General features: G+C 67.0%; 1 pseudogene. It reads left to right on the plus strand.

The features are described 5' to 3' along the window. Window positions 1-212: pseudogene (locus ELR45_RS35850) on the plus strand (hypothetical protein); the annotation flags it as partial.

The raw sequence follows: 212 nt of genomic DNA on the forward strand, positions 1-212 counted from the left end.
TCCTCGACCTCCGGCCGTTCACGTCTATCGACGATCTTGATCGTATCGATGGCATCGCCGCCGGGGGTGTGCGGTTGGAGGAGCTGGTCGCCGGAGGCGGAGAATACCTGCCGCTGTGCGACATCGAGAGCGAAGAGGAAGAGGACGGCGGCACCGACGGCGGTAAGGACGGCGGCGACGAGGTCGCCGACGATGACGAGGAGCAGGCCGCC

This window comes from Phytoactinopolyspora endophytica (assembly GCF_004138495.1).
Classification (GTDB): Bacteria; Actinomycetota; Actinomycetes; order Jiangellales; family Jiangellaceae; genus Phytoactinopolyspora; species Phytoactinopolyspora endophytica.